The organism is Curtobacterium pomorum, from assembly GCF_044497295.1.
GTDB lineage: Bacteria > Actinomycetota > Actinomycetes > Actinomycetales > Microbacteriaceae > Curtobacterium.
In genome coordinates, this window is the sequence record NZ_CP172409.1 from 3,530,791 (window position 1) to 3,550,261 (window position 19,471).

Here is a 19,471-nt window from a genome sequence, read left to right on the forward strand (position 1 = left end):
GAAGCACTCCCACGTTCACCTCGACCACTCCCACCCCCGTCGTCGCCCCGGGCAGTACCGCCAGCGGCTTCGGCCCGAAGCTCCTCATCCCGGTGCTCGTCGGGCCGCTGCTCAACCCGATCAACACCACGATGGTGTCCGTCGCCCTCACGCCGATCTCCCGCGACCTCGGGATCGGTGCGGCGCAGGCGATCTGGCTCGTCGCGGCCCTGTACCTGGCGAGTGCGATCGCGCAGCCGACGATGGGCAAGCTCGCCGACCGCTTCGGCCCGAAGAAGGTGTTCCTGACCGGGCTCGTGATCGTCGGCGTCGCCGGTGTCGTGCCCGAGTTCCTGACCGGCTTCGGCGGCGCGGTGTTCGCCCGCGTGCTCATCGGCATCGGGACCTCGTCCGCGTACCCGGCGGCACTCACCACCCTGCGGCAGCACTCGGCGCGGATCGGGAAGCCGACGCCCCCACTCGTGCTCGGAGCGCTGTCGATCACCTCGCTCGTGTCCGCGGCGGCGGGGCCGCCCCTCGGCGGCGCGTTGATCGCGGCGTTCGGCTGGCACGCGATCTTCCTGGTGAACGTGCCCCTCGCGGCGTTCGGCATCGTCGTCGCGTCGATGTGGCTGCCGTCCGACCGCCTCCGTCCGCGTGACGACGAGGCCCTGCCCGTCCTCCAGGCACTCGACCCGTTCGGCATGCTGCTCATGACGGGCACCGTCTCCGCGCTGCTCGTGTTCCTGCTCGACCTGTCCGCCCGGCTGTGGTGGCTGCTCGCGGTTGCGATCGTGCTGCTCGTCGCCCTGGTGCTCTGGGAGCTGCGGGCGGTCCGGCCGTTCGTCGACGTCCGGATGCTCGCGCGGAACGGCGCGCTGTCCCGCACCTACGTGCGGCTGTTCCTGACCTACCTGCTCGCCTACACGATGACCTACGGGTTCTCGCAGTGGGTGCAGGACGTCGCCGGGTACTCGAGCGACGTCGCCGGGTACATCCAGCTGCCCGCCGCGATCGTGGCCGGGATCGCGTCGTTCGTCGTCGCGCGGAAGACCGCCGTGCGCGGGCCGCTGATCGTCGCGGCCGTCGTGCCGATCGTCGGCGGGGCGCTCCTGCTCTTCCTGCACACCGGATCGCCGGTCGTGCTGCTCGCCCTGGCGCCGGCACTGTTCGGCGTCCCGCAGGCCCTGGCGTCGGTGTCGAACCAGGCGGCGCTGTACCGGCTCGTGCCCGCGTCCTCCATCGGCACCGCGGCCGGGCTGTCCCGCACGGCGGTGTACATCGGGGCGATCGCGGCGTCGTCGCTCATCGGTGGCGTGTTCGGTCAGGCGCCGACGACGCCCGACCTGCACCTGCTGGCCTGGGTGGTCCTCGGCGTCGCGGTGCTCCTCACGGTCCTGACCCTGGCCGACCGCCGCCTCCGCACGGCCGCCGCCACGCCCGCTTCGTGAGCAGAAATGGTCGAGTCGCGTGACGGCACTCGACCATTTCTGCTCACGAAGCACCGCGCTCGCCGCGCCCGGTACCCTGATCCGGTGACCGACCCGACCCCCACGCACTGGACCCTGACGCTCGTCTGCGACGACCAGCCCGGGATCGTGCACGCCGTCTCCGGAGCGGTCGTCGCCGCGGACGGCAACATCACCGAGTCGCAGCAGTTCTCGAGCGTCGACACGAACACGTTCTTCATGCGCCTGCAGGTCATGGCCCCCGTCGACCGCGCGACCTTCGAGGCTGCCCTCGCCCCCGTCGCCGCCCGCTACGACGCCCGCGTCCAGCTCGACGTCGTCGGTCGCCCCCTGCGCACCCTCGTGCTGGTGTCGAAGGCCGGCCACTGCCTCAACGACCTGCTCTACCGCCAGCGCGGCGGGCAGCTGCCGATCGAGGTCCCCCTCGTCCTGTCCAACCACCCGGACCTGTCCGAGCTCGCGTCGTTCTACTCGGTGCCGTTCGAGCACCGGCCCGTCACCGACGCGGACAGCAAGGCGGCCATGGAGCGCCGTGTGCTGGAAGCGGTCGAGGAGGACGACATCGAACTCGTCGTCCTCGCCCGCTACATGCAGATCCTGTCGCCGGAGCTCTGCGCCGCACTCCAGGGCCGAGCGGTCAACATCCACCACTCGTTCCTGCCCGGCTTCAAGGGCGCGAACCCCTACCGCCAGGCCCACGCACGCGGTGTGAAGCTCATCGGCGCGACGGCCCACTTCGTCACGAGCGACCTGGACGAGGGCCCGATCATCGAGCAGAACGTCGTCCGTGTCGACCACACGAAGGACCCCGCCGAGCTGGTCTCCATCGGCCAGGACGAGGAGTCCCGCACCCTCACCCAGGCAGTGCGCTGGATCGCCGAGGACCGTGTCCTGCTCGACGGCGCCCGCACCATCATCTTCAAGTAGGCAGCACCATGACGAACGCCCCGCAGTCCCCCGTCGACTGGGAAGCGGTCCCCGCGCCCGCCCCCGCCGGCAAGCAGCGACGACCGTTCGACGCCTGGCGCGTGCTCCGCATCCTGGTCTGCACGTTCGGCCTGCTCTCCCTGGCCTTCTGGGGGTACTGGTCGTGGCAGCTCCCCCTGCCCGGCTACCTGTTCATGGTCGGTGCCCCGCTGTTCGCGGCGGTCGTCTGGTACTTCTTCCGCTCGCCGGCCTCGCCGATCGAGACCGACATCGTCGGCAAGACGATCGTCGAGGTCGCCCTGGTCATCGCCGCAGGCGCGACCTGGATCTCCATCGGCCTGCCGATCGTGGGCATCGTCTTCATCGTGCTCGCCGCCCTGAGCGGCGTGATCGCGTTCCGCAGGGAAACCGCATGACCGCCACGGGCCTCCAGACCGGCCGGGAGGCCCAGCGCACCCTGGTGCGCGCATCCCACGTCGTCGACGTGGCCGGCTCCACGGCGGACGGCTGGGTCCTGCTCACCGGTGACGTGGTGCACGCGGTCGGCTCCGGCCCCGAAGCCCCCACGGCGGACCGGGTCGTCGACCTCGGCGATGCGGTCCTGACGCCCGGGTTCATCGACCTGCACGGGCACGGCGGGGCGACCGAGTCGTACGAGGACGACTCCTTCGCCGGGTCGCTGGCCGTGCACCGTGCGCACGGCACGACCCGCTCGGTCCTGTCGCTCGTCGCCAACCCGGTCCCCGCGCTCGCGGACTCGCTCGCGCGGATCCGTTCCGTGATGGCCGCGGACCCACTCGTGCTCGGTGCGCACCTGGAGGGGCCGTTCCTGTCCCCGCACAACAAGGGCGCCCACAACGAGTCGTTCCTCATCGACCCCTCGCCGGCAGCGGTCGAGGCACTGCTCGAAGCCGGCGAGGGCGTCATCCGCCAGGTCACCATCGCTCCGGAACTCCCCGGCGCGCTCGACGCCGTCCGGCGGTTCGTCGCCGCCGGGGTCACCGTCGCCGTCGGGCACACCGTCGGCACGTACGACCAGGCCCGTGCCGCGTTCGACGCCGGTGCGACGCTGCTGACCCATGCCTTCAACGCGATGCCGGGGCTGCACCACCGTGCACCGGGGCCGATCGGTGCCGCCGTGGCCGACGACCGCGTGACGCTCGAGCTCATCCTCGACGCCGTGCACGTGCACCCGGTCGTCGCGGACACCCTGCTCCGTGCAGCCCCGGGCCGGGTGGCGCTCATCACCGATGCGATGGGTGCTGCTGGCGCGGCGGACGGGTCCTACCGGCTCGGGTCGCTCGACGTCACCGTGACGGACGGCGTCGCGCACGTCGCCGGGACGGACACCATCGCGGGGTCGACCCTGACGCAGGACGTGGCGTTGCGGAACGCGGTCTCGCTCGCCGGACGGACGCTGCCCGAGGCCGTCGCGGCCCTGACGAGCGTGCCGGCTGCGGCGATGGGGCTCGGCGACCGGCTGGGGCGACTGGCACCGGGCTATGCGGCCGACCTCGTGGCGCTGTCACCGACGCTCGAGGTGCAGCGCGTGTGGGGCGGCGGGCGCGAGCTGCGCTGACCCGGTCACCGCCGGGCGAGTGCTCCTGCGACGAGCCGGAGCAGCAGGGCGACCGCGCCGACCACGGCGACGGCGACCCCGATGACGACGACGATCACGAGTCGGGCGAGGGCGTGCGCCTCGGTCTCGTCCTCGCGGACGCCGAGGTACGACGCACCCACGAACACGAACGCCGCAGCGACGAGCAACAGCACGCCGATCCAGGTCGTGGCGCGGAGCGCGGCCGGTGCTGGTACCCGGTTCCGCTCGTCCGGCGACGCTGGTCGGGCCTTGGCGCCCTCGGTCTCCCAGTCGGCGAGTTCGGTCATCGTGGTCCCTCTCCGTCGGGTCGATCGTAGGGCCTGCCGGTCGGTCGGGGCAGGTCGGTGGGCCAGGGGTCAAGCCGCGATCAGCGGTCGACCGGGCAACCGGACCCCGCCCGCCCGCCCACGTGGTGTCGCCGCTTCACTGGCTCGGGGCCGCTCGGGGTGTCCTGCCGCGCCCCCGCCACGGCAGTCACCGCCGGGATGCAACATTCAGGAGCCACTTCCGGCAGGGTCGGCGCTTGGATCGCTACGAGAGTCGCACGGCGTGAGCGCATCGCGCCCATCTGCGGTGAGAGGGGTGATTCCAAGGACGTTGATCACGAGGAGGATCGCTGCCGTCGCCGTTGTCGCGGGGCCGAGGGCGAGTAGGGCGCAGAGGAGGGCAGCGGCGCACCCGGCCGCGGGACCTGCAATGGCGATGATGCGCTTGTTGCGCGGAGTGGTCGATCCGTAGACGAGCGCGCACGTCCGCCAGCTGATCAGCAGAGCTCCCGCTGACGGGCCGAGGCGACTTCGTGCAGTGAGCCAGTGGGCGGCTTCGTGCACGGCGAGGACGACGAGCAGGAGGAACGGCGCCAAGGCGATGTCGGCGATCAGGGCGACATCGGCCCCGATGCTGATCAAGGTGATCGTCAGAACGGTGCTGATCACGGCGGCCGCGACCCCCCAGCCGTGGGTGATCGCGTGCAACGTGGCGGGAACGACGGTGATGCGGCCCAGGGGAGCTGAGAAGCGCCGACTTCCACCCCAGCGGTGGATGACCCGGCGCTCCGTCGGGGTGGCGTCCTCGAGCGCATCGATGACGTGCCGGCGGGTCCGCAGTGGTGCACGTGCGAGTCCGTTCGCGAGCAAGTACGCGGTGACGTCGGCGGGGTATCCACAGGGCAGAGGCGGCCACGGGACGACGGAATGCACGGTGTGGGTGACCGTCGCTTGGTCGGAGATGGTGAAGTTCTGGCCTGAACGGTTGACGTGGACGTGCGGGTGGATGATCAAGCGGATCTGGCTCATGCGGTGATGCTTCGTCGTCGCCGTGTGCTGATCGAGGTCGGGACGAGGGCAGCGTAGAGGAGCGCCGAACCCACCATGACCAGCGTCGGTGCTGGCTCCGGCAACTTCGTCGCGACGAAGCACGGTACTGCGGTGAGGGCGGCGGCTTCCAGGAACGCCACGACGGGGGCGCCGGGCATCTCGAGGTCAGCGGGGAAGTGCACTCCGGCGAGCAAGCTCGCCGTGGTTGCGACGAGTGCGGCAGGGAGCGCGAATCCCCACGGGGTAGTCGCGGCGTGTCCCAGCACGGTACCGAAGAGAGCGACGACGCCGAGCGCGGTCGCGCTGAGCAGCGTGCAGACGAGGAGTTTGACGCCGCCGTAGCGGCTCTGGACAGGCGTGCGGATCGCCGACCGGATCCAGAGCGTTCGCCGGTTCGTTCCGTACGCGATGAGGGTGGTCGATGCGGGCACGGTGACGACCAGGACCAACATCACCGAGGGCCACGCAGGAGACTCCGACGGGGTGACGAGAGCTGCGGCAGTAGCCGCGATCCCCATCAGCGTCAGGGTCGAGACCAGCAGCGGATTCCGACTGGTCTGCAGGAGGTCGATCGAGACCGAGCCGGCGGACCGACTGCTCCGGAGCCATCGCACCAGCGTCGCTGTGGGTTCGGCGGGACTGTAGCGGACGACGAGCACGAGGGTGGTGGCAGCCGCAGCGAACACGATCGTGGCGAGGGCAACTGCTGACCACGCTTGGCCGTTGAGACGACCAGGAAGGGAGCTGATCCACTCGCTTCGGGAGAAGCTGGCGTAGGCGAGCGCTGCAGTGCCGAGCGCAGTGCCCGCAGCGATGCTGGTGATGACGGGTTGCGGGAGCCCGGTGCGGTTCATCGCGATCTCGAGCGCGCGGATGAGGACAGTGACGACGGCGGCGCCGGCGAGGGAGCCACATGCAGTGCCCGCGACGATCGATCCGAGAACGTCGGGTCCGACCAACCGCACGCTGGAGGCCAAGACAGGCGCCATGACGATCGGCGCTGCGACGGCGGCCACCAACATCGGTGGTGCGGTACGACCCAGTAGCGAGCTCCCGCGTCGGATCGGAAGCGAGCACAGCATCGCGTCGAGTTCCTTGCCGGACGGGGTGAGCACGAGCAACATGCTCGCGGCGCATCCGGCGGCCATCGAGGTACCGCTGATGAGCTCTCCGAGGAGCTGCAGCTGAACACGTGGGGGGATTCCGACGATGCCCCCGCGGGCCGTGGCGATGGCGAACGCCACCCACGTGACCACCATGACGCCGACGACCACGAGCAGCACTCGTGAGCGCGGCCGGGACCCGGTGACGCTCCGGGACAGGTCTCCAAACCAGATCCCTCCGATCAGCTGGGCGACCTGGACAGCGTCCCGGATCACGACCCGGAGGGCTTTGTGTGGCGGCTGTTCCGGTCGTGTCGATGCTGCAGCAACAGGATCGCGGTAGCCAGGACGATCGTGATCCCGATGAGCCAGATCGGTGCACCCGATCGCAGCTGCGTCGTAGCGAGATCCGCGCCTGAGCCCGCGGTTGCTTCCACCATGCCCGGGACAGTGACGGATGCGCCGGTGCTCACCGCGAGCATGGTGGCGACCATGGCGCTGAGCAGGATGATGACCGCGGCGCTGATCGCGGCGCCCACGACGGCGAGAACGGTCCGGAGGACAGTCATGCTGTGCGATTCCTTTCGGAGACGATGACGGAACGGAAGCGGTCGGGGCTGCGATCTTGTACGGACATCCGTGTTGCAGAGAGGAAGAAGTCCTCGAGGTCGCGGGCTCCGCCGCGGGCGATGATGTCCTGCGGCGGCCCGTCTGCGATGCGGGTGCCCTCGTGCAGGATGACCACGCGGTCGAACCAGTGTTCGGCGGCGAGGATGTCGTGGGTCGCAACGAGCACAGCGGTGCCGGTGGAACGAAGGGCGTCGACGATCGCTCGGATCGTCCTGACGGCATGAGGGTCGAGTCCACGGAAGGGCTCATCCATGATCAGCAGGGCGGGCGCATGCGCTGCCGCGGCGACGAGCTGCAGCTTCTTCTTCGTCCCGTGAGACATGTCTGCGATGAACTTGTACAAGTGGGGTTCGAGGCCGAGCGCGTCAACCATCTCCACCCCGAGCTCCGACGGGGTGCCTCGTCGGAGACGGGCCGTGTGGCGGAGGAACTCGTTCCCGGTCAGGGACAGCGGGATGGGCAGCTCGTCGGGGACGAAGCCGAGGCACTGTTTTGCATGCACGCTCTCGTGGGGATGACCGGCGATGGTGACCGTTCCCGCATCGAAGCCGTGCAACCCGACCAGCCCGTGGATGAACGTGGATTTCCCGCTTCCGTTCGGTCCGAGAAGCGCGGCGAGCTCTCCGGGGTCGACCTGGAGGTCGACCCCGGAGATCCCGACGTCGCCGGCGTACTGCTTCGTGCACGAACGCGCACACAGCGCGAGCTCCGGCTTCGGCATGACTTACCTCGTGCAGTAGAACTTGACGGTCGCGTTGATCGCGCCGTTCCAGTTGACGTTGACGACGCCGCCGAACCCGCGGTAGCCGTTGCCGATGCAGACCGCGGTCAAGTACGCGATGAAACCCAGACCGAGCACGATCGCTGCCGCAACGACGATGACGAGGACAGGGTTGGAACTGGATGCCACCCGCTGCACGACGCGGTCACGCATCAGTTCTGCCGTGACTGACGCCCGTACCGGCGCCTCGAGAAGCAAATCCGTCATTGGTATCTCCTTGCTCATTCAGTTCACCCGGATGGGTGTCCGGGAAGCGTAGGACCGGATGTTCCAGAATGTCAACGGTGATGTACGCATTGTGAATACCAAAAGCCGCTGCTGCGACCCGGGAGTGTAGCGACGGAGGAACGTCATCCCGGTACCAGCGGCTCCGGCAGAACACCGACCTCCAGCAGCGCGGCCGAACGGCGCAAGCGGGCGTCGTCGAGGTCAGGCACGAAGCACCACAGCGGATACCGGGGCGGCTCCTGGGACGAGTACTGGCCGGTGACCGAGCAGACCGTCGACGGCGACGTGTTCACGGCTTCGCTGCGTCGGTACTCCACGCGCGATCCCGATGTCTACGAGCGTGGGCGCCGCATCGAGGTGCTCTACGATCCGGACCACCACTGGACGGTCGCGCTCGCAGGAGCTGATGCTCGCGGCGCCCTGGAGCGACAGGTGCGGAGCGGGATCAGGATCGGAGCGGTCGGACTCGCCCTCGTGGCCGTCGGACTGCCGTTCGACCTCCGCCGCGCTCGACGGAAGCGTCGGCGCACGGAGACCGCACGGCCGCTCGGTACCGTGCGGCGCAGACCCAGCCGCTGACCGCACCACCAGAGGGCGAGACCCCGACGTGTCCGGCCCGACTCAGCGGTCGATCGGGCGCCCTTGCTGCCCGGTCGCCCACGACGTGTCCGCGGTGTCCCCGACCCGGAGCGACAGCGCGCCACCCCGGGTGACGAAGGACGCCGGCACCCACGACTTCTCGAAGGTCCGCCCGTTCAACCGCGCACCGTGCACGTACGGCGCCGTGCCGGAGGACCGGACGACGATCCGCTTCCCGCTCGACCGCCGGATGTCGACCGTGCTGAACGTGGGGCTCCCGATGAGCATCTCCGCCCGCCCCGGCGTCTGCGGGAACAACCCGATCGACGCGAAGACGTACCAGGCGCTCATCGTGCCCAGGTCGTCGTTGCCCGGCAGCCCGCTCGGCCCCGTCGAGTACGCGTCGTCGACGACCCGACGCACGGTCTCCTGCGTCTTCCACGGCTTCCCGAGCGCGTTGTACATCCACGGCGTGTGGATGTCGGGCTCGTTCGTCGGGTCGAACTTCGTGGCGTCGCCGCCGGTCACCGCGAACGCACCAGTGCTGTCGTGGAAGAACGCGTCGAGTCGCGCGACCGCCGCGTCGTCGCCACCCAAGGCCGTCGACAGCCCCTGCACGTCCTGCGGCACGAGCCAGGTGTACTGCGCACTCGTGCCCTGCGCGAACCCGGTGCCGGTCGAGGGCGACCAGTCGGGCGTCCACGATCCATCGGCCTGCCGTGCAGCCTGGTAGCCGACGGCCGCGTTGAAGGTGTTCTTCCAGTAGGCCCCGCGCTCCGCGAACATCCGGGCGTCCGAGCGCAGCCCGAGGGAACCCGCCCAGTACCCGAGCGCACTGTCGGAGATCGAGTCCTCGAGCGTCTCGGCAGCGCCGCCCCAGCACGAGCAGTCGTCGTTGGCGGCGTACTGGCGCTGCAGGTACTCGTCGAGCGCGGGGCGTTGCGCCAGGCACTGGCCCGGGCACCCGATGTCGCTCTCGGCGTCGGCGTTCTCGACGGTCGCCTGGTGCTTCAGCGACGCGTAGGCGGCTCGCACGTCGAAGTTCCGGACCCCCATCGCGTACCAGGTGGCGAGGGTCGCAGCCGAGGGGTCCCCCGTCATCACGTGCGTCGGTGCCCCGAGGTGGAGCCAGCGGTCCCACACCCCGCCGTTCTGCTGGGCGAACCGCAGCATCGACTGCGCCATGTCGCCGGCGACGTCCGGCCGCAGCAGTGCGAGCAGTTGGATCTGCGCCCGGTACTGGTCCCACCCGGAGTACGTGCCGTAGACGGCCCGGTGTCCCCGGTCCATGCGGTGCACCCGCTGGTCCGGCCCCAAGTACCGACCGTCACGGTCGTTCAGCGTGTTCGGCTGCATGAGCGCGTGGTACACGGACGTGTACAGCTGGGTGGTCCGGTCCGCGGTGCCGCCTCCGACGCGCAGACGCGACAGTTCGCGGTTCCAGGAGGCCCGTGTGCCGGCCGCCACGCTCGCGACGGTCGAGCGCGGGGTCACCTCCCCGTCGCGGTTCGCGACAGCGCCTGCCGCGCTCACGTACGAGATGCCGATCTTCGCGTGCACCGTCGCACCGCGACGCGCGTCGAACCCGACCCACGCGCCGGAGCCGCGTCCGGCACGGTCGGCGCCGGTCAGGTAGCCCTCCCCACCGGAGGAGGACGTGCCTCCCGGTCGGACCGTGCCGTCCTGCCAGGTGCCGGTGCTCGTGAACGCCTTGTCGAAGGTGGCCGTGAAGAACAGCCGGTAGTAGCTGCGGCGGTCGGGGTTGGTGGCGCCGCCGCCGTTCGCCCGGCGGCTGCAGAAGCCGCCGGTCAGGACGCTGCCGCTCACCGTGCGGGTGCGGGGGTCGACGCGGGTGGTCGCGGCCTCACTGCCGTTGATCGAGTTCGAGGTGCGGAAGAGCAGGTTCGCGGCCTTCCCGGCGGGGAACGCGAACTCACCGATCCCGGCACGGGTGGTGACGGCGAGGTCGGTGCGGACGCCGTTGTCGAGCGCGACCCCGTAGCGACCCGGACTCGCGGACTCGTCGTCGTGCGAGTAGCCGGCGGCGTAGACCGCGTCGGTGGAGTCGGCCGACGGCGACGTCGTGACCGGGGTCGTGACGGGCATGATCGGCACGTCACCCGCGGCTCCCGGTGCGCAGCCGGCGCCGTTGAGGTGCGTCAGGCTGAAGCCGCGCAGCCGGTTCACGTCGTACGAGTAGCCGTTCGCGACCGGGGTCGAGGTCTGGTCGCCTGCGGTGCCGGTGGGGCTCCACTGGAGCATGCCGAACGGGGCGGTGGCACCGGGCCAGGTGTTGCCGTCGCCGCTGGTGCCGATGAACGGGTCGACGTACCGAGCCGGGTCGGAGACAGTCCTCCCCGCGTGCGTCGCCTGCCCTGACGGCGAGGCGACGGCCGGCGCGGCGACGACCCCCGTCCCGAGCAGCGCGGCGATCGTGGCCACCGCGGCGAGCGGGAGCGGGCGGACGAGCGGGCGACGGTGCACGCGAGAACGGTTCACGTCGGCGACGCTAGCCCCCTCGGACGGGGGACGCGCGATCGGTCACCGGCCCCTCTCCTGCTGTTCACCTCGACCGGTCTGCAGTGGATGCTGGTGGACGTCCCGGCCAGGGCGTAGTGTTCGCGGCGTCCGGCCCGGACCCGCTGACGTCGGGACGGGTCGGCCCCGCACGGGTTCGTGGCCTGCCTCGAACTCGCTCACTCGCGGCTGCACACGCCTGCCGGCCGCAGTCCTCGCCACCCGACCCGATCACGGTGATCCGCGTCGGCCGCTCGGCTCCACCAAGGACCGGCCATGAACCACGCGCTCGTCACATCGCACGCGCTCGACACGACCGCGATGCTCATCATCGTGGTGGCGGCGACCAGCGGCTGCACCATGCCAGCGACCGAGGACACGCCCGCGACGCCGGAGTCCTCCGGCGTCGGACCGCCGACGGCGGCGTCGACGGTCCCGCCCACATCGTCGGGCTCGTCCGCCGAGCCACGCCCCGCCCCGGCAGACCCCGCGCGGCCGCGCGGCCCCGGAGCGGACGTCCTCGAGGGCGCCTGGCGCACGGAGCTCTCGCGCCAGGACCTCGGCTTCGCCCCCTCAGGTCGTGCGACACCGCCGCGGAACCGGAGCGGCCTCAGCGAGGCACCCGAATGGCGTGTGCTCGTCTTCCACGGATCGCGTCTCACCGTGCTCGGCGGCACGGGGGTGGACCCGACCAGCATCGAGGAGATGATGTTCAGCGCGCGCGGTGCGGTCCTGACGATCGAGTCCGATGGGCGCGTCTTCCGCGTCCGCTGGACGGTCTCCCTGGACGGGTTGGTCCTCACGCCGACGGCGGACGGCCCAGTGCCCCCGGCGGTGCTCGTCCTGCACCCCTTCGCCCGGGTCCACGACTGACCTGGCCGGCCGGAGCACGCCGGGTCAGGCTCCGGCGCGCGCGGCGACCTCGTCGACGAAGGTGCGGACCCGCTGCCGGAACACCGGGTCGGCGGCGGTCCCGCGGACGGGCACGACGTGCAGCCGCCGGTCACCACGACGGAGTGCCGGTCCGACGAACACCCCCTCGGTGACTTCCGCGGCGGTGGCTGCCCAGAGGGTCGAACGAGCGCCGTCCGCAGCGGTCCGGGCCAGGCTGCGTGCGACCATGCCGCCGAGGCGCTGCGCCAGGGTCTCCGCCTGGTCGTTCATCCCCGTCGCCGCGATGCCGGGGTGTGCGATGACCGAGCGGACGTCCGAGCCGGCCGCGCGGAGCCGCTCACCGAGGTCGACCGCGAGCGCCGTCGCCGCCGTCTTCGAGTCGGTGTACACACCGAACTGCGAGTAGTCGTCCGGACCGTCCACCCCGCCGGGACCGGGTACGCGGCGGGTGCGCTGCGACAGGTTCGAGCCGACGAGCACGATGCGGGGCGACGGCCCGCCGAGCATCGGGAGCATCGCCTCGGCGAGTACGGCCGGTCCGACGACGTTCGTCGCCCAGGTGCGCTCGATTCCTTCGTCCGTGCGACCGAAGGTGCCGAGTGTCGCACCGGCGTTGTTGACGAGGGCATCCACGACGATGCCGTCCGCAGCGAGCTGCCGGGCGAACGCCGTGACGGACGCGACGGAGGATGTGTCGACGAGCCGCGCCTCCAGGTCGAGACCCGCGGGGAGGACGCGAGCCGCCTTGTCGAGGTCGCGCACCCCGGCGACGACGCGGGCGCCGGCCGAGGCGAGGGTCGTGGCGACGACGAGGCCGAGCCCGCCGGTCGCGCCGGTGACCACCACGGTCCGGCCGCGCTGGTCGGGCATCGCGGACGGTTCCCACTCGAAGGTGTCCATGGTCGTCTCCTGCTCGTTCGTCCTACCGAATCGGATGATTCATCCGGAACGCTAGCACAACCGGATAGAGTGTCCACATGACGATCGCGATGGCCCGACCCGAGGCGCTGCGCTCCGATGCCCAGCGCAACCGGACGGCGCTGCTCGACGTCGCCCGCACCTTCGTCGACCGGGGAGAACCCGCCCTGCTCAATGCCGTCGCGCACGAGGCCGGAGTGGGGGTCGGGACCGCCTACCGGCACTTCCCGAGCCAGCAGCACCTGCTCGAAGCGCTCGCGATCGACGCGCTCGAGGACATGCTCGACCAGGTCCGCGACGCCGTCGTGCTGCCGGACGCGGCCGATGCGCTCCGCGGGGTCGTCACCGCCGCGTTCCGGAGCATGGTGGACGACGCAGCCCTCGGCGACCTGCTGACGAACGGTGGGTTCTCCTGCGCGGACACCGCTGCCCTCGCCGGCGACCTGGTGGTGTCCGTCGACGCGCTGCTCGCGCGGGGACGCACCGAGGGGATCGTCCGGACCGACATCGACGCCGACGACCTCCGCCGACTGCTGTGCGGGCTGCGTGAGGCCGCCGTCGCCGGCGGCACCCGGGTCAGCGATCCGGAGCGCTACGTCGAGATCCTGCTCGCCGGGCTCCGTCCGACGAGCCGACCGACACCCTGATCGCGGCGAGGCCGACCAGCGCCCCGAACCCGCAGACGGCGACCGCCGCCACCGCGACCGCGATGTAGGCCGCTTCGGTCGAGGACCCCCGGTAGGGCATGTCGTCGAGCCACCCCAGTCCGGCGATCACGATCACCAGGCCGATCGCGACACTGCCGACGACCACCAGCACCGCGTCACGGACGGCCCGGAGCACGGTGCGCGAGCGGTGTTCCACGGGTTCATCCTGCCGTGCGGCGGCGGGCACTGTCAGGATGGGCGCATGAGCGTCATGGTCTCCGTGTTCGATGCGCACCGCAGCCGTACGAGCGAGAAGTACACCGCGTACCCGCCGGACGTCCTGCCGATGTTCGTCGCCGAGATGGACTCGATGCTCGCGGAGCCCGTGCGTGAGGCCCTCGTCGCCGCGGTCACCAACGGCGACACCGGGTACGTCGGCCACGGTCGGGCGCTGCCCGAGGCCTTCGCGGACTTCGCCGAGAGCCGATGGGCCTGGCGGGTCGACCCCGACCTCGTCCGCACCACCACCGACGTGTCGGTCGCCGCGGTGGAGATGCTGCGCCGGATCATCGAGCCCGGCGACCAGGTCGTCATCATGCCGCCCGTGTACCCGCCGTTCTGGGAGTACGTGTCCGAGGCCGGCGGCACCGTGACCGAGGTCCCGTTGCTCGCACCCGACGGCCCCGCCGACCCGTTCGACACCACCGCCGGCTGGCGGATGGACCTGGACGGCCTCGCGCAGGCGTTCGCCGACGGGGCCCGCACGGTGCTGCTCTGCAACCCGCACAACCCCCTCGGGCTGGTGCACGACCGCGCGTCGCTCGCCGCGCTCGCGAAGCTGGCCGCCGAGTGGGACGCCGTCGTCGTCTCGGACGAGATCCACGCGCCGCTCGTGCACGCCGACGCGGTCTTCACGCCGTTCCTGGAGTCCTGCCCCGAAGCAGCCGCGCTCGGCGTCTCGTTGACGAGTGCGAGCAAGGCCTGGAACCTCGCGGGGACGAAGTGCGCGCTGATCGTCGGCGCCTCGGAGCGGGCCCGTGCGTGGTTCGACGCCCTGCCGACCGAGGTGGTCGAGCGCACCGGCATCCTCGGCTACACCGCGAGCGTCGCCGCGTTCAGCGAGGGAGAGCCGTGGCTCGCGTCACTGCTCACCGAGCTCGCCGCCAACCGTCGCACCCTGGCCGAGCGGATCGGTGACGTCCTGCCCGGTGCCGAGTACCGGCAGCCGCAGGCGTCCTACCTGGCGTGGCTGGACCTGCGCGCCCTGCCGTGGGGCGACGACCCCGCAGCGCTGCTGGTCGACGAGGCGAAGGTCGCGCTGGCCTCGGGCCCGGCGTTCGGACGCCAGGGTCAGGGGTTCGCGCGGCTGAACTTCGGGTGCTCGGCCGAGACCCTGGACGACGGTCTCAGCCGCCTGCACACCGCGTTCCGGCAGCGCGCAGACGGCTGATCGTCGGTTCTACTCGAACACCTGCCACGCCGGCTTGTTCGCGTACGTGTAGCGGTAGTAGTCGGCGAGCTGCAGGCCGGCAGCGGCTTCCTCGTCGACGACGACCGTCGCGTGCTCGTGCAGCTGCAGGGCCGAACCGGGGACGAACGAGCTGAGCGGCCCCTCGACCGCGGCGGCGATGGCGTCGGCCTTGGCGGAGCCCTGCGCGACGAGGACGAGCTGCTGGGCCTCGAGGATGGTGCCGAGTCCCTGCGTCATGCAGTGCGTCGGGACCTGCTCGGGCGAGTCGAAGAACCGCGCGTTGGCGTCACGGGTCGAGGGTGCCAGGGTCTTGATCCGGGTGCGCGAGGCGAAGGACGACGTCGGCTCGTTGAACCCGATGTGCCCGTTCGCGCCGATGCCGAGGATCTGCACGTCGATCCCGCCGGCAGCTCGGATCGCGGCGTCGTACTCCTTCGCCGCGAACTCCAGGTCGTCGGCACGACCGTCCGGCACCCGCACCCGCGAGGGGTCGAACCCGAGCGGTGCCACGACGTCGCGCGCGATGACACTGGCGTACGACTCCGGGTGCTCGAGCGGGATGCCGACGTACTCGTCGAGGGCGAACCCGCGAGCCTCGGCGAACGAGATCTCGCCGGCACCGACCCGACGCTGCAGGTCGGTGTAGATGCCCTGCGGGCTGGATCCGGTGGCGAGACCGATGACGGCGGACGGCTTCTTGGCGACGACGGACGCGATCTTGGCCGCGGCGACGCGACCGACCTCAGCCGGCGTGGGCAGGATGATGATCTCCACGCCCCCATGCTACTGGTCATGACCAGTCTCCGACAGGGCGGGATCGGTAGCGTGGGCGCATGCCCACCCCCGACTTCGTCCTGTCCCTCCGCTCGAGGATCGGCACCGATCCGCTGTGGCTGACGGGCGTCACCGCCGTGGTCACGCGTGGTTCCGGTGACGACCAGGAACTGCTCGTGGTCCGTCGTGCCGACAACGGCGCCTTCACCCCGGTGACCGGCATCGTCGACCCGGGTGAGGAACCGGCCGTCGCCGCCGAGCGCGAGGTCCTCGAGGAGGCCGACGTCGTCGCCGTCGCCGAACGACTGGCGTGGGTGCAGGTGCTGCCGGAGATGACGTACGCGAACGGCGACCGGGCGCAGTACCTCGACCTCGTGTTCGTCTGCCGGTACGTCTCGGGCACCCCGAACCCTGCGGACGGCGAGAACACCGAGGCGTTCTGGGCACGGCTCGACGACCTGCCCGACATGCCCGCGAACATGCGGGCCCGCGTCGCGGCCGCCCTGTCCGACGAGCGCGAGGCGCGCTTCCAGCGCTGACCCCCACCGGACGGGAGGCGCGGGACAGCCCCGCCCCGCGCCTCCCGTCCGCCGTGGTCGCGCCCACCCCGCGAAAGCGACAGTGTGCCGCCGACGTTCCGCGGGGAACTGTCGCCTTCGCGGAGGGGACGCGCCTGGCCCGGTGAGGACTGTCGCTTTCGCGACTACGCGAGCGGGGCGACCGCCACGGGTGCGCCGAGCAGCCGAACGGCGACGGGCTCGCCCGCGGCGCGACGGTCGCCGACCTCGTGCTGCACGGTCACGACGGTGTCGTCGTCGAGGCGGACGGTGGTGCGGCGGATCGACCCGAGGAAGCTCGACGAGACGACGGTGCCGGTGATCCCCTCCGGGGCGAAGGCGACGTCCTCCGGTCGGACGTAGGCGAGCACCGGCCCGTCCGGGACCGAGGCATCGAGTGCCGGCACGCGGAACCCGTACACGAACACGTCGCCGCCGCGCAGGTCGCCCTGCAGCCGGTTCGACTGGCCGACGAAGTCCGCCGTGAACGCCGACGACGGGGAGCGGTAGAGCTCCTCGGGCGTGCCGACCTGTTCGATGTCACCGGCGTTCATCACGGCGATGCGGTCGGACACGGCGAGCGCTTCCTCTTGGTCGTGGGTGACGAACACGGTGGTGATGCCGAGGTCGCTCTGGATCCGGCGGATCTCGTCGCGCAGCGAGACCCGGACCTTCGCGTCGAGGGCGGACAGCGGCTCGTCGAGCAGGAGGACCCGGGGCCGCGTGACCAGGGCCCGTGCGAGGGCGACGCGCTGCTGCTGGCCGCCGGACAGCTGGTGCGGGTACCGCTCGGCGAAGTCGCCGAGGCGGACCATGTCGAGCGCCTCGACCACGCGGCTCCTGCGCTCGGCGGCGGGGACGCGGCGCATCTCGAGGCCGAACGCCACGTTCTGCCGCACCGTCATGTGCGGGAACAGCGAGTACTGCTGGAACACCATGCCGATGTCCCGCTTGTTCACCGGCGTGGCGGCGACGTCCTGACCGTCGATGCGGATGGCGCCGGAGTCGATGGCCTCGAGGCCTGCGAGTGCTCGGAGCGCCGTCGTCTTGCCGCACCCGGACGGTCCGAGCAGGGACACGAACTCCCCCGGTTCGACGCGGAGCGACAGCCCGGCCAGGGCGCGGTGCGTGCCGTAGTGCTTCTCGACGGCCTCGAGCTCGACGACGGCGCCGGTGGTGGCGAGGGACGCCGGGGCTGCCGGTGCGGTGACGGTCATGCGGACTCCTTGACGGGGGTGCTGCGGACGGCGCGGACACGGCGGACACGACGGCCCGAACCGATGCGGCCGATCAGGACGAGCAGGACGAACCCGAACACGAGCGCGGCGACCGAGAAGATCGCGGCGACGTACGGGTCGGTCTGCTGCACGAGGACGAGCGCGGTCTGGAAGGTGGTGCGGGACAGGAACGCCGCGAGCGTGTACTCCCCGAGGACCACCGTGATGGTGAGGAAGCACGCGGCGGTGATGCCCCGGCGGAGGTTCGGCAGGAGCACCCGCCACGTGACCGTCCACCACGACGCCCCGAGCGACCGGGCGGCCTCGGACAGCACCGTCATGTCCGTCGCGGTGATGGCGGCGGCGATCGGGCGGAACGCGAACGGCAGCGTGATGATGCCGATCGCGAAGGCCAGCGTCCAGGCGTCGGACCCGAAGACCCGCGAGACCACCTGGTAGACGGGGATGAAGCCGACGACGAGCACCACGACGGGGACGGTGATCGGCACGATGCAGACGAACTCGAGGACGCGGCGGAGCCTCGGGTAGCGCAGCGCCGTGATGATCTGGGAGGGCAGCAGGACGAACAGCACGATGCCGACGGTGATCACCGCGATGAGCAGCGACGCCCGGAGCCCGTCGAACACCGGCTGGTAGGTGAACGCGTTGACCGGGTCGGTGACGGCTGTCCAGTGCGCGAGCGTCAGACCACCGTCGGTCCCCTGCCGGAAGGTGAACTGCACCAGCGCGGCCAGCGGGACCGCGAAGGCGATCCCGACGACCGTCAGCACGGCCGTGGCGGTGACCCGCGACGGGGCCGCGCCGAAGCGACCGACGCGGGACGGGCCTCCCGGCCTCACCGGACGCACCGGGGCCGCCCCGCTCATCGCTGCCACCTGGCTGCCCGGCGCTGCAGCAGTGCGTACGCACCCATCACGACCGCCATCACGACGACCATCCCGAACGCGAGCACCCCGGCGACGTTCTGCAGGCCGATGAGCGTCTCGCTGGTGAGCTGCGTGCGGATCGTGAGCGGCACGATGCCGCCCTGCGAGATGAGCGCGGCGGCGGTCGCGAAGGACGAGAACCCGTTCGCGAAGAGCAGGAGCAACGAACCCCAGAACGCCGGCGCGAGCACGGGCAGGGCGATCCGGCGCCAGTACGTGGCGCGCGAGGCGCCGAGGGTGGCGGCGGCTTCACCCCACTGGGTCTTGACGCCCTCCAGTGCGGGCATGAACGTGAGGACCATCAGCGGAACCTGGAAGTAGACGTAGGGGATCACGAGTCCGGGGACCGTGTACAGGAAGGCGCCATCCGCGTTGAGGTCGACGTGGAAGGCGGCGACGAGCCACGTGGTGACGAGGCCCTGCGCGCCGATCGTGGCGATGAAGGCGAAGGCGAGCATGACGCCGCCGAACTGAGCGAGGACGCTCGCGGCCGAGTCGATCATCGACCGGACGAGCCCATCGGGCCGCAGTGCCGACAGCGCCCAGCAGACGAGCGCTCCGATGACGGCGCCGATCACCGCGGACACGGCCGACAGGCCGAACGAGCCGCCGAAGGCCCGCAGGACCGACGGATCGGCGAACGCGGCGAGGTTCGTGAGGGTGAACGCGCCGTCGTCGGTGAAGAACCCGCTGCCGACCGCGATCACCGCGGGGACGGCGAGGAAGAGCAGGACGTACGCGGCGAACGGGGTGAGACCGAGCCAGGCCAGGCCGACGCGGCGCCGGACGCGGGGTCCGGCGCCGCGTCGGACGGCATCGGCGGACGCTCGTGCGGACGTCGGGAGCACGGGGCTCGTCACGCTCGTCGCCGGTGCGCTCGCCGATGGCGCGGGCGCGCCCGCCGATGCGGTGGTCAT

Annotated in this window: 22 protein-coding genes; 9 read left to right on the plus strand and 13 right to left on the minus strand. The window is 71.2% G+C overall.

The features are described from left to right. Nucleotides 1-92 precede the first annotated feature (92 nt). Genes ACGH48_RS16915 through nagA form a run of 4 tightly spaced genes read left to right on the plus strand, consistent with a single transcriptional unit; the run spans nucleotide 93 to nucleotide 3,954 of the window. On the plus strand, nucleotides 93-1,430 hold the full coding sequence (locus ACGH48_RS16915) for an MFS transporter (protein WP_396289436.1): 1,338 nt from the start codon (nucleotides 93-95) through the stop codon (nucleotides 1,428-1,430). Nucleotides 1,431-1,469: 39 nt separating this feature from the next. Continuing rightward, nucleotides 1,470-2,375: a formyltetrahydrofolate deformylase gene (purU, locus tag ACGH48_RS16920; protein WP_396291136.1), complete on the plus strand. Its 906-nt coding sequence runs from the start codon at nucleotides 1,470-1,472 to the stop codon at nucleotides 2,373-2,375. 8 nt (nucleotides 2,376-2,383) lie between these two features. Continuing rightward, the gene (locus tag ACGH48_RS16925; protein ID WP_396289437.1) at nucleotides 2,384-2,791 is read left to right on the plus strand and encodes a YrdB family protein; all 408 of its coding nucleotides are present in this window, start codon (nucleotides 2,384-2,386) and stop codon (nucleotides 2,789-2,791) included. Continuing rightward, nucleotides 2,788-3,954: an N-acetylglucosamine-6-phosphate deacetylase gene (nagA, locus tag ACGH48_RS16930; RefSeq protein ID WP_396289438.1), complete on the plus strand. Its 1,167-nt coding sequence runs from the start codon at nucleotides 2,788-2,790 to the stop codon at nucleotides 3,952-3,954. The genes ACGH48_RS16925 and nagA overlap by 4 nt, the downstream gene beginning before the upstream one ends. A gap of 5 nt (nucleotides 3,955-3,959) precedes the next feature. Here nagA and ACGH48_RS16935 read toward each other — a convergent pair whose 3' ends face one another. From ACGH48_RS16935 to ACGH48_RS16960, 6 genes are all read right to left on the minus strand, one after another. After that, nucleotides 3,960-4,262, minus strand: coding sequence for a hypothetical protein (locus ACGH48_RS16935; protein WP_396289440.1), 303 nt, complete (start codon nucleotides 4,260-4,262; stop codon nucleotides 3,960-3,962). 207 nt (nucleotides 4,263-4,469) lie between these two features. Further along, nucleotides 4,470-5,270, minus strand: coding sequence for a hypothetical protein (locus tag ACGH48_RS16940; protein ID WP_396289441.1), 801 nt, complete (start codon nucleotides 5,268-5,270; stop codon nucleotides 4,470-4,472). After that, nucleotides 5,267-6,670, minus strand: coding sequence for a hypothetical protein (locus ACGH48_RS16945; RefSeq protein WP_396289442.1), 1,404 nt, complete (start codon nucleotides 6,668-6,670; stop codon nucleotides 5,267-5,269). The genes ACGH48_RS16940 and ACGH48_RS16945 overlap by 4 nt, the downstream gene beginning before the upstream one ends. Further along, entirely contained in the window at nucleotides 6,667-6,933 is a 267-nt protein-coding gene (locus ACGH48_RS16950; RefSeq protein WP_396289443.1) for a hypothetical protein, read from the minus strand. The genes ACGH48_RS16945 and ACGH48_RS16950 overlap by 4 nt, the downstream gene beginning before the upstream one ends. 26 nt (nucleotides 6,934-6,959) lie before the next feature. Continuing rightward, nucleotides 6,960-7,745 (minus strand): ABC transporter ATP-binding protein, encoded by a 786-nt coding sequence (locus tag ACGH48_RS16955; protein WP_396289445.1) that lies wholly within the window; start codon nucleotides 7,743-7,745, stop codon nucleotides 6,960-6,962. A 3-nt stretch (nucleotides 7,746-7,748) separates the two neighbouring features. Beyond that, entirely contained in the window at nucleotides 7,749-8,012 is a 264-nt protein-coding gene (locus ACGH48_RS16960) for a hypothetical protein (protein ID WP_248704018.1), read from the minus strand. A gap of 279 nt (nucleotides 8,013-8,291) precedes the next feature. Here ACGH48_RS16960 and ACGH48_RS16965 point away from each other — a divergent pair, with 279 nt between their 5' ends. After that, the gene (locus ACGH48_RS16965; RefSeq protein WP_396289446.1) at nucleotides 8,292-8,612 is read left to right on the plus strand and encodes a hypothetical protein; all 321 of its coding nucleotides are present in this window, start codon (nucleotides 8,292-8,294) and stop codon (nucleotides 8,610-8,612) included. 42 nt (nucleotides 8,613-8,654) lie between these two features. Here ACGH48_RS16965 and ACGH48_RS16970 read toward each other — a convergent pair whose 3' ends face one another. Next, nucleotides 8,655-11,111: a GH92 family glycosyl hydrolase gene (locus ACGH48_RS16970; protein ID WP_396289448.1), complete on the minus strand. Its 2,457-nt coding sequence runs from the start codon at nucleotides 11,109-11,111 to the stop codon at nucleotides 8,655-8,657. 294 nt (nucleotides 11,112-11,405) lie between these two features. Between ACGH48_RS16970 and ACGH48_RS16975 the strand changes: the two genes are divergently transcribed. After that, nucleotides 11,406-12,002, plus strand: a complete 597-nt coding sequence (locus ACGH48_RS16975) for a hypothetical protein (protein ID WP_396289450.1) — start codon at nucleotides 11,406-11,408, stop codon at nucleotides 12,000-12,002. Between the two features lie 24 nt (nucleotides 12,003-12,026). On the opposite strand, the gene ACGH48_RS16980 is transcribed toward ACGH48_RS16975, so the two are convergent. Then, on the minus strand, nucleotides 12,027-12,923 hold the full coding sequence (locus ACGH48_RS16980) for an SDR family NAD(P)-dependent oxidoreductase (protein ID WP_396289452.1): 897 nt from the start codon (nucleotides 12,921-12,923) through the stop codon (nucleotides 12,027-12,029). Nucleotides 12,924-13,000: 77 nt separating this feature from the next. On the opposite strand from ACGH48_RS16980, the gene ACGH48_RS16985 reads away from it, so the two are divergent. Beyond that, a complete protein-coding gene (locus ACGH48_RS16985; RefSeq protein ID WP_396289454.1) occupies nucleotides 13,001-13,588 on the plus strand; it encodes a TetR/AcrR family transcriptional regulator in 588 nt (195 codons plus the stop codon). On the opposite strand, the gene ACGH48_RS16990 is transcribed toward ACGH48_RS16985, so the two are convergent. Beyond that, complete coding sequence (locus tag ACGH48_RS16990) at nucleotides 13,518-13,805, minus strand: hypothetical protein (protein WP_396289455.1); 288 nt, start codon at nucleotides 13,803-13,805, stop codon at nucleotides 13,518-13,520. The two genes, ACGH48_RS16985 and ACGH48_RS16990, sit on opposite strands and share 71 nt — an antisense overlap. A 45-nt stretch (nucleotides 13,806-13,850) precedes the next feature. Between ACGH48_RS16990 and ACGH48_RS16995 the strand changes: the two genes are divergently transcribed. Continuing rightward, entirely contained in the window at nucleotides 13,851-15,038 is a 1,188-nt protein-coding gene (locus ACGH48_RS16995; RefSeq protein WP_396289457.1) for a MalY/PatB family protein, read from the plus strand. Nucleotides 15,039-15,047: 9 nt separating this feature from the next. Here ACGH48_RS16995 and nagB read toward each other — a convergent pair whose 3' ends face one another. Then, complete coding sequence (nagB, locus tag ACGH48_RS17000; RefSeq protein ID WP_123311901.1) at nucleotides 15,048-15,833, minus strand: glucosamine-6-phosphate deaminase; 786 nt, start codon at nucleotides 15,831-15,833, stop codon at nucleotides 15,048-15,050. Between the two features lie 59 nt (nucleotides 15,834-15,892). Between nagB and ACGH48_RS17005 the strand changes: the two genes are divergently transcribed. Beyond that, nucleotides 15,893-16,372: an NUDIX hydrolase gene (locus ACGH48_RS17005; RefSeq protein WP_396289458.1), complete on the plus strand. Its 480-nt coding sequence runs from the start codon at nucleotides 15,893-15,895 to the stop codon at nucleotides 16,370-16,372. 164 nt (nucleotides 16,373-16,536) lie between these two features. Here the strand turns inward: ACGH48_RS17005 and ACGH48_RS17010 are convergent, their stop codons facing one another. From ACGH48_RS17010 to ACGH48_RS17020, 3 genes are read right to left on the minus strand one after another with little or no spacing between them, the layout of a single operon-like run. After that, nucleotides 16,537-17,607, minus strand: a complete 1,071-nt coding sequence (locus ACGH48_RS17010; protein WP_396289459.1) for an ABC transporter ATP-binding protein — start codon at nucleotides 17,605-17,607, stop codon at nucleotides 16,537-16,539. Further along, entirely contained in the window at nucleotides 17,604-18,494 is an 891-nt protein-coding gene (locus tag ACGH48_RS17015; RefSeq protein WP_340196782.1) for an ABC transporter permease subunit, read from the minus strand. Before ACGH48_RS17015 ends, ACGH48_RS17010 begins: the two co-directional genes overlap by 4 nt. Further along, nucleotides 18,491-19,471 (minus strand): ABC transporter permease subunit, encoded by a 981-nt coding sequence (locus ACGH48_RS17020; protein ID WP_123312229.1) that lies wholly within the window; start codon nucleotides 19,469-19,471, stop codon nucleotides 18,491-18,493. The genes ACGH48_RS17015 and ACGH48_RS17020 overlap by 4 nt, the downstream gene beginning before the upstream one ends.

Coding starts and splice junctions, on each gene's coding strand:
- ACGH48_RS16925 (WP_396289437.1), top strand. CDS start 2,384: ATGACGAACGCCCCGCAGTCCCCCGTCGACTGGGAAGCGGTCCCCGCG.
- nagA (WP_396289438.1), top strand. CDS start 2,788: ATGACCGCCACGGGCCTCCAGACCGGCCGGGAGGCCCAGCGCACCCTG.
- ACGH48_RS16935 (WP_396289440.1), bottom strand. CDS start 4,262: ATGACCGAACTCGCCGACTGGGAGACCGAGGGCGCCAAGGCCCGACCA.
- ACGH48_RS16940 (WP_396289441.1), bottom strand. CDS start 5,270: ATGAGCCAGATCCGCTTGATCATCCACCCGCACGTCCACGTCAACCGT.
- ACGH48_RS16955 (WP_396289445.1), bottom strand. CDS start 7,745: ATGCCGAAGCCGGAGCTCGCGCTGTGTGCGCGTTCGTGCACGAAGCAG.
- ACGH48_RS16960 (WP_248704018.1), bottom strand. CDS start 8,012: ATGACGGATTTGCTTCTCGAGGCGCCGGTACGGGCGTCAGTCACGGCA.
- ACGH48_RS16975 (WP_396289450.1), top strand. CDS start 11,406: ATGAACCACGCGCTCGTCACATCGCACGCGCTCGACACGACCGCGATG.
- ACGH48_RS16980 (WP_396289452.1), bottom strand. CDS start 12,923: ATGGACACCTTCGAGTGGGAACCGTCCGCGATGCCCGACCAGCGCGGC.
- ACGH48_RS16985 (WP_396289454.1), top strand. CDS start 13,001: ATGACGATCGCGATGGCCCGACCCGAGGCGCTGCGCTCCGATGCCCAG.
- ACGH48_RS16995 (WP_396289457.1), top strand. CDS start 13,851: ATGAGCGTCATGGTCTCCGTGTTCGATGCGCACCGCAGCCGTACGAGC.
- ACGH48_RS17005 (WP_396289458.1), top strand. CDS start 15,893: ATGCCCACCCCCGACTTCGTCCTGTCCCTCCGCTCGAGGATCGGCACC.
- ACGH48_RS17010 (WP_396289459.1), bottom strand. CDS start 17,607: ATGACCGTCACCGCACCGGCAGCCCCGGCGTCCCTCGCCACCACCGGC.
- ACGH48_RS17015 (WP_340196782.1), bottom strand. CDS start 18,494: ATGAGCGGGGCGGCCCCGGTGCGTCCGGTGAGGCCGGGAGGCCCGTCC.
- ACGH48_RS17020 (WP_123312229.1), bottom strand. CDS start 19,471: ATGACCACCGCATCGGCGGGCGCGCCCGCGCCATCGGCGAGCGCACCG.